Below are 9,832 nucleotides of genomic sequence, written 5' to 3'. Positions count from 1 at the left end.
GCATCTTCGTTTTCCCAGGCTATATCCGGTTTTTCAAATAGAGTAATATAGGATATAGTATGGTATTTATTACGAAGTACCTTAGCAGAAATTTTTGATAACTTTTCATCTTTAAGTGATAAGCTACCTCTATCTAAAAGTTCAATTAATTGCTCAATATCATCTGTTAGTACATCAATATCATTTTCAATTTTTTCAAGTGCAATAGACTTACCAAGTACTGTTGCAAGTATTGATAGATGAAAATCAAGTAGATTATTAGTTACTAGTGAGTTATAAGCAAGGCTCATATTAGTTGAGGGATCAATAATAACCTCAAAGTCTTCAGAATACACACTGTTAGTTATAATACTTTTATCTAGCCTATTAAGGTATTTAATAAGCTTTGCCATTTCATCCTCTGTCATATTAAATGTTACAATACTTCCAAAGTGGAATATGTAAGCTCTTTTATTTTCAACATTATCTAGTATGTCAGTTAGCATTTGTGGTTCTAGCACTAATGGCTCTTCCCATTTGAATTTCTTATTAATATTAAAATCATAGGATATAAGTGGCAAGGATATTTCCTTTGCCACAAATGATGCTTTAAGTGAATACTTATTCATAACAAATCTCCTTTTACTCTACAGTATCAGTAATTAAGTGACGCTGCTCCTTAGCTATTTCCTTAATTCTACTAGGAGTAGAGGGGCTGGTTATTATAATTCCAAATAACTTTAATGCCTCTGAGTGGCGCCCTGTTTTTCGAGCTAGTTCTGCTACTAAGTATACTATAGTATTGTAATCCATTCCAAGTATAGGTGGGTTTTCTTTACTATAGGCTTCGTTAAGTTTATTATAAGCATTTTCTATGAAAATATTTTCACTTTCATTATCATCAAGGAGTCTATATAGCCAAGCTATTTTTATACAGGTATAGCCTACTTCGCTTGCCTTTGCACCCTTGGTCATAGAGCTTATTAGGGAAAGCTTTAATCTATCTATACCTATATTTATATCATAGATACTAGGATACTCCCTGTGTTTATATGAAGGGGTAATTTTAGTAGCTATTGCTATAATTTCATCCTTGTGAAGTTTTTTCTCAAATATTTTACCCATTGCCGCATAACCACATTTATTACATATAACTACGTCATAAATAATGGGATTAAATGGTTCACATCTTTGAAAAAGATCGCTATCCTTAGATACTATTTTTAATTTACCGTTTCTTACTGTTCTTGACTTAAACTGATTTTCACAGCATGGACAAGTGTAAGTTTTATTGTAAATATAGTCTTCAAAATTTACGTCAGGTTTATTTTGAGGGGACATTTAATTCACCTTCCTATAATTTTTTAGTCATTTTCTATACTGTAAATATAAGCTAAGATTTCAGCTACAATTTCATAAAGTTCACTTGGGATATTTTCTCCAATAGAATCCTGGTCAAGATTATCTACAATATCACTATTTTCAACAATAGGAATATTAGATTCATTAGCCACATCTATTATTTTTTTAGCAACCTCTCCAAAGCCCATAGCAGTTACTACAGGAGCAGAAAGACCTTTTTCGTATTTTATTGCTGCTGCTTTTTTTCTCATTAAGCCTTCACATCCAAATCTGTATAGGTTCTATCACTAAAAAAGCTAGAAAGGCTAAGTATATCTGAACTCTCTTTAGAAGGGTCAATTGAAATATTAATTATTGTATATCCCATATCTTTTAGCTTATTTTCAAGCCTAAATAGCTTATTTTTTATAGGTTTAATTGCATTATCATTAGCTTTTAAATTAATAGAAATATCGTTAAATTTTTTAGAAACATAACCCTCAATAAGTCCAAGGTTTGTTGATTCTACGGAGATGTATAGTTTTACATCATTTATATCTATATATTTTGCTGAATGTTTATTTTTGATTATAATATTATTTTTATATAGATTTTGTTTATCTAAAAAATTAAAATTAAGCATGGTATAATTTAAAGATAACATTTTATTAATGTCTAGATTTTCACTTAAAGGAAGGAAACTTCCATGTGATAATTTAGACATTATATCTGGATTATCCTTTAAAATATTAATAGCATTTGAAAGATTTTGTACATTTCCACTTATAGGTTCTTTAGAACCAATAAAGCCTGTTAATGACTTTATAATTAGATTTTCAAGTTTATCAGTTCTAGTATATTTAACTGATAAAATATCTTGTAAGGCTCCCTTATTAACTTCTTTTAGAATAGTGAATTCATCTGAAAACTCTGTAAGCATTGGATTTTTCATAATTTTCTGTGTTAAATTTAATAAATCTTTATTAGAAATATCACTATTTAAAAGCATATTAGTTAGAGTAGGATTTTCCTTAAGTGCAATACTAACATTAATTAGTGAAGATTTTTCAGGTGTTATACCTAAATTATTACTTAGAGATTTTATTAAAGTATCCATGGTGCTTTCATCTTTACTATTAAGATTTATTAATAAATTAATGTTTTTAAGGGAAGACATTAAGACATTAAATATTTTTAAGTTATCACTTTGCCCTATAAGTGATTTAATATCTCCAGCATTTTTAGGAGACATATTATACAAATCAACGTTATTATCATCTATATAGCTTAAGATAGCTTTTAGGCTATATAAAGGTATATTGTGTTTTGCTGATAGTGTTTCTAAGGATGTAGCATCTAAGCCACTTGTTAGTGACTTTGTAAGATTACTATTTGATACATCATTAATAAAATTATTTATAGTTAATGGTTTATCTATAAAGTCTTTCATTTTGTTAATATTATCAAGGGTAGCAGGAATATTATTCTGTTCAAGTAGTGATAAAAAATCAAGGTCAATATTATTAAACACACTTAACATGTTTTTAAATGCAATAAATTCTTTACTATTTTCAGTAAAATTACTGGAACTTAAATTGTTAAGTAAATTTAAAAGATCTTGATTAGAAAGAGTCCTAACTTCCTTAATAAAATTATAGTTATTAAATATATTAAGTATATTTTCATCCTTAGCAGGCACACTAAATTTTATAAGTTTTGAGATAATATCTTGTCCAACATCCTTTGGTAGATTTAGTTTCTCTACTATTTTACTAATATCAGTTGGAGTGGATTCTTTTACTTCATTGTTTGGTATAACTTTAAGAACTATTTTGTCCTCAGAGTAATCCTTTACTTGAAACCTATAATTTTTGTTTTCTTGGAGATTTTCATCCATAATAAACACAGAGGGTAGCATTGTTCCATTGTTAAGTTGAACAACTCCCTTTCCCTGGGATAAAGTGAGAATTTTACCAGAAACAAAGGAATCTTTGTTAAGATTTACCCTAGGTTCACCTTTTAAATTAAGAATTTGACTAATATTTTTTACATACATAATAAATCACCTATTAAATTATCGCCTAAAATATTATAAAATAAATAGAGTAGTATAATAGAATTAGGAAGTGATGTACTTGAATATATACGCAATATCAGATCTTCATCTTTCATTTGACAGTAATAAGCCTATGGGAGTATTTGGAGATATATGGAGCGAACACTACGAAAAAATAGAAAAAAACTGGTTAGAAAAAGTAAAGCCAGAAGATACTGTACTTATAGCAGGGGATATATCCTGGGGTATGAAGCTTGATGAAGCCTTAAAAGATTTAGAGTTTATTCATAAGCTACCTGGTAAAAAGGTAATAATAAAGGGAAACCATGACTACTGGTGGTCTTCAATTTCAAAGCTAAATAATCTTTATGATGATATATTCTTCATTCAAAACACACATTATATATGGAATGACTATGCTATATGTGGAACTAGAGGGTGGATTGCACTTGATGGAGAGGAGCACAATGAAACAGTTTATAAAAGAGAGCTACTTAGATTAGAGATGTCTATTCAAAGCGCTCTTAAAAAAGGCTTTAATAAGATTATAGTTATGATGCATTATCCGCCGATTACAAAATACACAAAGTGTAGAGAGTTTTTAGAAATACTTGAAAAATATAATATTGAAAAGGTTATTTATGGTCATATACATAGCTCAGCTAAAAATATTTGCTTTAATGGAATATATAACTCTGTTGAGTATATTTGTACATCAGCAGATATAATTAATTTTGATCCGGTATTAATTAAATAATTTTGGGGGCAATACTATGGAATACTCAAACATACTAAATCAAATCCTTATACTATTCTTAGTAATGGCAGTAGGGTTTGTAGCGGGAAAGAAGTCTATAATAACACAAGAGGTTAATTATGGACTATCTAAAATACTAATTAATATAACATTGCCATTTATGATAGTATCATCTTTTTCATTTGAATTTTCAAAGGAGATGTTCCATACAGGTGTAACACTTTTAATAATATCAATGGTAATACACCTAGCATTAACAGTTATTAGTTTTGTATTATATAGAAAAAACAGCCCAAACATACAGAAGGTATTAAGATTTATAACTATTTTCTCAAACTGTGGATTTATAGGGTTTCCCGTTGTAGGAAGTGTATTTGGAAGTGAAGGTATTTTCTACACTGCTATTTATAACGTTGGATTTAATGTATTTGCATGGACAGTAGGAGTTATGATTTTTAAGGGCAAAGATGGAAGAGACTTTAAAAAGGCTATTATTAACCCAGGAATTATATCAGTAACTATTGGAATGATACTGTTTATTTTCTCAATTAAGCTACCATTTGCAATTGGGGAAACCATAAGTTTAATAGGGTCTATGACCTCACCTTTATCAATGATAATTGTAGGGGTAAGTCTATGTACAGTTAAGTTTAGAGAGGTTTTTAGTGATTTAACTCTTTATTACGCCTCATTTATAAGACTGATTGCTATACCAGTTACGGTGTTTTTTATATTAAAGATGCTTGGATTTACATCAATGCTTCTTGGAATACCAGTACTTGTATGTGCTATGCCAGCTGCGGCTAACACGGTTACTTTTGCCCAGATTTATAATGGGGATGTACAGTATGCATCTAAGGCAACTGTTATTACAACAATTTTGTCGGCATTTACAATTCCACTTATAATTTTATTATTTTAAAAGAAAAAGGCTGAGATTATCAGCCTTTTTAAATACCCATTTCTTTTTTGATTTCAATAAGCCCCTTTGATGTTACATAAGACTTATCAATTGATAATATATCTAAAATATTATTTAGTTCGTTAACTGAGGGAGATTCAACCTCAACATAGGGAATAGGAAATACACTTTCATCCCACTTTTCAAATTCAATTAAGCTATTATTAAGTTTATAGCTAACTCTCTCTTTGTTTTCTTGTGCAATAAATTCAATATTAAGAGCAGAGAGAAAGCCATTAGCTTCATTAAAGCTTGAAACCTCAAACTCATTTTCGTCAACTATTCTAACTTCATCTTGAGATAGTATTTTCTTTATACATAGTAGTACACTATTACGATTATGTAGATAATCTTTAATAACTCTTATTCTTATATATCCATTTGAATTTAGGTGTTTTGGAAGAGAAAATATATGATTTTCTTGAAATTCATGTTTAGTTTGAACTCCTCCAAGGGATATAACCTTGTTTTTAATGTCTTCACAGTTAACTCCAATAATTTTAACTTCTATTTCTTTCATAGTATTCTCCTTATATTTTCTTTAAAATATTATAAACATAATACTAAAAAAAATAAAGAATAAGTAGATATTAATAGCTTCATAGGGTAAAATAAAGGTTAAAGAGAAGGGATGAAGACAAAATGTTTGGATACATTAAGCCACTTAAGGATGAAATGAAAATAAGAGAATTTGAAGTGTTTAGATCTTACTATTGTAGTTTATGTAACGAAATAGGTAAGAAGTCATATATATCAAAGGTCACTTTAACATACGATATGACATTCCTTGCATTACTTTTATCATCTATTCATTTAGATGCTGATGGAACTTTTAAGAAATTTTGCCCCTATAAGTTTAATAGGGTAAATATGGTTAATAGTAATAGGTTTATACAGTATGCTGCGGATATGAATATAATTCTTAGCAACAGAAAACTTATTGATAATTATAAGGATGACAAAAGTTATCTATCTTTAGCGCTTTCTAAGCTAATTAATACAAATAATCTATGTAAAGAATCAAAGGAAAAAATAAAACATATTGATGATTATTTAAGTAATACACATAGACTTGAAAAATGCAAAACACCTGAACTTGATGAAATAAGCCATGATTTTGCAAAGATATGTGAAAATATTTTTGATATTTATGGGGATTCACCACCTTTAAGGGTTCTTGGATATAATATAGGTAAATGGATATATATTCTTGACGCATTTGATGATATTGATAAGGATGCCAAGGATAAGGGATTTAACCCACTATTTTATAGGTTTAACTATGATTTTAAAGAGTCTATTTCTGATTTTAAGGGTAGAATAAGGGATAACGTTGAATTTACTCTTATAAGGTGCTTAAGTGAAGCATCTAATGCAATAGAACTTTTAGATATAAAGAAAAACAATGAAATAATTAATAACATAATCTACCTTGGACTAGATATTCAAACAACCAAGGTTTTAAGGGGAGGCTGTTGTAGTGAAAAATCCATACGAAGTATTAGGGCTTAAGCCAGGGGCTAGCCAAGAAGAAATTAAAAAAGCCTATAGGGATCTTGTAAAAAAGTATCACCCAGATAGACATACTAACAATGAACTAAAGGACCTTGCACAGGAAAGAATGAGAGAGATTAATGAGGCATATGATTCTCTAAGCAAGAATGGATCATCTACATATAATAACTCAAGTTCAAACCAAGGTTCATATGCAAATTCTTCAAGTGGAGGATTTGTATTCCAAAGGGTTAGACAGCTTATTAATGCTAATAATTTATTATCAGCAGAATCAGAGCTTAACTCTATTTCAACTAGAAATGCAGAGTGGTTTTACTTAAGAGGGGTTATTAATATGAAAAAGGGATGGTATTCAAAGGCTTATGAGGATATAAGCACTGCTTGTAATATGGAACCAGGTTCCCATGAATACCAAAATGCACTAAATAATTTAAGACAGGTTAATAATCAGTATTCTAACAATCAATACAAAAGAACAGCTTCAAGTTCAATGGGATGTTGTGATACATGTACATGTTTATGCTGTGCAGATAGCTGTTGTGAATGTTGTGGCGGGGATATAATTTCCTGCTGTTAGGGGGGATAGAATGAAAAAAGCTCCTAGCCTTGTTTTAGGTGGAATAATATGTGCATTAATTATTATGTTTTTGTATATAGGGTCGTTAATACCAACTAATAAGATTTTTCTTATGGGTATATCAATAGCTCTTGGTGGAGTCTCCTATATAAAGGGAGGAATAAAAACTGGAGTGGTAGTATACTTAGCATCAAGTATACTAGGTTTTTTATTAGTTCCAAATAAGTTGTTTGTAGGTATTTATATATTATATGGGATTTATCCATTAATTAAGCTAGTATCAGAAAGATATAAAACATTAACTGAATATATAATTAAGTATATTTCACTTAATTTATTAACTTTAATAGCTTATTTCATATACAGTAATATTATTTATCTTGGACCATTATTCGAAAACACATATTTTATAATAGGATTTATATTAGTGCTTCAAATTCTAATATTTATATTCGATTTTGCATTTACAAAGTTTATTATGTTTATGGAAGATAGGGTTTTAAAAAAGATTTAATATAGAGAGCTTATGCTCTCTAGTTTTTTATGAAAAATAAGATAAAATTAGATATTATAACATTTTATGTCAAATATATTGAATAGATTTGTTATTAATTTTATAATGTTTATTAGACCTAATTTTAAAGTAAATAAGGGGAAATACATGAGAAATATAAAAGATATAACAATTGAGAAAGCAATTATACATATAATAGATAGTACAATGGAGGAACCTATACTAAATTCAAGGGAATTATATCTTAACGAAGACACCTTAGAATTTATAGGTAAACATATTGCGAAGGCTTCTTCTGATGAAGAGGCAAAATACGCTGTTTTCAACGGAGAAAACAATATTAAAGAAATGTGTAGACGCGGCATTTATGAATCAGATGCATTTATAGATGTATCTAAGGAAATAGCAAAGGTTGTATTTAATCAAACAAAGGCAAATGGTCTTATACCATCAGGAGATTTAATTATTGTAAAATTTAACTGTGAGTATGGAAGAATGCTTGCAATAATGAAAATGATTTACAACAAAACATATATACACTCAATTGATTATGTTGAAGACGAAATGATAATTGATATTAAGCCACAATTTATTGGTCTTCCAGATACTATGCAAAAACTACAAAAATGCGCTCTAATTAATTTTGAAGATGAGTATGAAGCATTAATTGTAAATAGACCAACTAGACAGGAAAAGGATGCAAAAACCCTTAATACATTTAGTGATGAAATTATGAAGTGTTCACTTGTTGATGATAAAAGAGATCATACTAAAACCTTTGCTGTAAATACAGAAAAGTGGGTTAGGGAAAATCTTAAGGAAGATGCTGGGAAAGCTGAAGAATTTAGAAGAGAAATTACAAGTGTTCTTAAGAATAATGATGTTATAGATATTAAGGAAGTTGCAACAACAATAATACCTGATGAGGAATTAGCCCAAAATTTTGTTGAAACTATAAAGGATTCCGGTATTAATAAGGAGAAAATAGAAGTAGACAGAGAGTGGGTTGAAAAAAAGCTAAAGCGTAAAAAATTAAAAATTGATAAGGATATGGAAATATATATTAACTCTGAGGCCTATAATGATATTAATAGGTTCCAGATTAAAAAAAATGGCGATGGTACTATAGACATAATTATAAGGCAAGTTAGAAATTATTTTGAAAAGCAATAGGATTTAACGCTTTGGGGGTATATAGTATGAATGATGAGAAAGTAATCCTAATAGAAGATTGTAGGTTCCAGGGTAGTATTACAAGGGATCTTCTAGAGAAAAATGGTTTTACAACCAAATGGGTACTTACAGGAGAAGAAGCATTAGAGAATAATCTTTATGAGAATTACGATATAGTAGTTTTAGATGTGGTTTTACCAGGAATAGATGGATATGAACTATGCAAGAAAATTAAGGCTTCAAAACGAATCATTCCTATTATAATGTTAACCTCAATGGAAAATGAAGAGTGTGTAATTAAGGCATTAAACTCAGGGGCAGATGACTATATAAAAAAACCCCATAATAATCAAGAGTTTATTGCTAGAATAAATGTGCAACTTAGAACTGCAAGACTTCAAAAACAGCTAATTGAGAAAAATAAGGAACTTGAAGAGGCAAATAAGCTTATAAAGCAGCTTGCTATTACAGATATGTTAACAGGAGCTCATAATAGAGCATTTATACCTGAGTATATTAAACATATTTCAAGTGAAATTAATGATAAAAAGATTAGTCTTGCAACAATAATGATTGATATTGACAATTTTAAATCAGTAAACGATACCTATGGGCATCTAATAGGTGATGTTGTTCTTAAAAGTTTATCTAATACTTGTAAGGCAGAGGTTAAGGATAGAGGTGTTGTTGTAAGATTTGGTGGAGAAGAATTTCTTATTATAATCGATAAGAACCCACTAATAGCACAGGAGATTGCAGAAAGCATAAGACAGCAATTTGAGATAAGCTGCCCATGTGGATTTAAGGTTACCATAAGTCTTGGTGTATGTATGGAGGAAATTGATAAGAGTAATCTTATTAATGATTTTGAAAAGTCTATTAAAAACGCAGACACTATGCTTTATGTTTCTAAAAGATCAGGGAAAAATAAGGTAACAATGTATAAATGCTAAATTTGG

12 protein-coding genes are annotated in these 9,832 nt (G+C 29.1%); 7 read left to right on the top strand and 5 right to left on the bottom strand.

Translation table 11 applies throughout. The annotated features are described in order from the left end of the window. The 4 genes from RR539_RS02595 to RR539_RS02580 all read right to left on the bottom strand — a co-directional run. The coding region (locus tag RR539_RS02595) for an RMD1 family protein (protein WP_332500177.1) at window positions 1-608 on the bottom strand (608 nt) is incomplete at its 3' end. A 13-nt stretch (window positions 609-621) separates the two neighbouring features. Then, window positions 622-1,320 carry a DUF2225 domain-containing protein gene (locus RR539_RS02590; protein ID WP_332473091.1) on the bottom strand — a complete coding sequence of 233 codons (699 nt, stop codon included), beginning with the start codon at window positions 1,318-1,320 and terminating at the stop codon, window positions 622-624. Window positions 1,321-1,343: 23 nt separating this feature from the next. Continuing rightward, complete coding sequence (locus RR539_RS02585) at window positions 1,344-1,592, bottom strand: EscU/YscU/HrcU family type III secretion system export apparatus switch protein (protein ID WP_332473092.1); 249 nt, start codon at window positions 1,590-1,592, stop codon at window positions 1,344-1,346. After that, window positions 1,592-3,376, bottom strand: coding sequence for a hypothetical protein (locus RR539_RS02580; RefSeq protein WP_332483393.1), 1,785 nt, complete (start codon window positions 3,374-3,376; stop codon window positions 1,592-1,594). The genes RR539_RS02585 and RR539_RS02580 overlap by 1 nt, the downstream gene beginning before the upstream one ends. A gap of 79 nt (window positions 3,377-3,455) precedes the next feature. Between RR539_RS02580 and RR539_RS02575 the strand changes: the two genes are divergently transcribed. After that, window positions 3,456-4,133 carry a metallophosphoesterase gene (locus RR539_RS02575; protein WP_332473094.1) on the top strand — a complete coding sequence of 226 codons (678 nt, stop codon included), beginning with the start codon at window positions 3,456-3,458 and terminating at the stop codon, window positions 4,131-4,133. A gap of 16 nt (window positions 4,134-4,149) precedes the next feature. After that, the gene (locus tag RR539_RS02570; RefSeq protein ID WP_332473095.1) at window positions 4,150-5,055 is read left to right on the top strand and encodes an AEC family transporter; all 906 of its coding nucleotides are present in this window, start codon (window positions 4,150-4,152) and stop codon (window positions 5,053-5,055) included. A gap of 28 nt (window positions 5,056-5,083) precedes the next feature. Here RR539_RS02570 and RR539_RS02565 read toward each other — a convergent pair whose 3' ends face one another. Next, window positions 5,084-5,614, bottom strand: a complete 531-nt coding sequence (locus RR539_RS02565; protein ID WP_332473096.1) for a CYTH domain-containing protein — start codon at window positions 5,612-5,614, stop codon at window positions 5,084-5,086. Between the two features lie 122 nt (window positions 5,615-5,736). Between RR539_RS02565 and RR539_RS02560 the strand changes: the two genes are divergently transcribed. The 5 genes from RR539_RS02560 to RR539_RS02540 all read left to right on the top strand — a co-directional run bounded on the left by RR539_RS02560 (window position 5,737) and on the right by RR539_RS02540 (window position 9,826). Continuing rightward, window positions 5,737-6,606, top strand: a complete 870-nt coding sequence (locus tag RR539_RS02560; protein ID WP_332473097.1) for a DUF5685 family protein — start codon at window positions 5,737-5,739, stop codon at window positions 6,604-6,606. Next, window positions 6,575-7,186 carry a J domain-containing protein gene (locus tag RR539_RS02555; RefSeq protein WP_332473098.1) on the top strand — a complete coding sequence of 204 codons (612 nt, stop codon included), beginning with the start codon at window positions 6,575-6,577 and terminating at the stop codon, window positions 7,184-7,186. Before RR539_RS02560 ends, RR539_RS02555 begins: the two co-directional genes overlap by 32 nt. A 10-nt stretch (window positions 7,187-7,196) precedes the next feature. Next, the gene (locus RR539_RS02550) at window positions 7,197-7,700 is read left to right on the top strand and encodes a hypothetical protein (RefSeq protein ID WP_332473099.1); all 504 of its coding nucleotides are present in this window, start codon (window positions 7,197-7,199) and stop codon (window positions 7,698-7,700) included. 147 nt (window positions 7,701-7,847) lie between these two features. Continuing rightward, window positions 7,848-8,873 (top strand): nucleoid-associated protein, encoded by a 1,026-nt coding sequence (locus RR539_RS02545; protein ID WP_332473100.1) that lies wholly within the window; start codon window positions 7,848-7,850, stop codon window positions 8,871-8,873. Between the two features lie 26 nt (window positions 8,874-8,899). After that, window positions 8,900-9,826, top strand: a complete 927-nt coding sequence (locus tag RR539_RS02540; RefSeq protein ID WP_332473101.1) for a diguanylate cyclase — start codon at window positions 8,900-8,902, stop codon at window positions 9,824-9,826. Window positions 9,827-9,832 lie beyond the last annotated feature (6 nt).

The organism is Clostridium sp. (assembly GCF_036639235.1).
In the GTDB taxonomy this organism is placed as follows: Bacteria; Bacillota; Clostridia; order Clostridiales; family Caloramatoraceae; genus Clostridium_AB.
Note: the sequence above shows the minus strand (reverse complement) of the source record. Positions and strands in the feature narration are given on the sequence as shown.